Source organism: Tamlana crocina (assembly GCF_012037625.1).
In genome coordinates, this window is sequence record NZ_JAAVJS010000734.1 from 1 (window position 1) to 307 (window position 307).

The following is a 307-nucleotide window of genomic DNA, read 5'->3' on the forward strand; positions in this document are numbered from 1 at the left end:
TCCAGGTAGAATTGATTTCCTTCTTTTCATTATCAAAATCGGGGAAAATTATCTCTGTGTATGCTGAGTTTGCTTCGAAAAGGTCTTGTTCTGGATTGTATATCCAATATAAATAAGGAATATTTGGGCCGGCAGGTAAAAATTCAATTAATCTAAAATCCGTTCTGCCGTCAAAATTCATGTCCTCTGTTAAAAAGAGTTGATCTACAGGAAATGTTTTACGGAAATTATTTTTACCCGGTTTAATTGACTGCTTTAATACCCCATTTTTCAATACTTGAATTTTACTTATCTGACAGTCTTGTTC

Annotated in this window: 1 protein-coding gene; it reads right to left on the reverse strand. The window is 33.2% G+C overall.

The window, feature by feature from the left end:
* Nucleotides 1-274 (reverse strand): XAC2610-related protein (locus tag HC176_RS18775; RefSeq protein WP_425338230.1); only part of this gene is annotated, 274 nt, incomplete at its 3' end.
* Nucleotides 275-307 lie beyond the last annotated feature (33 nt).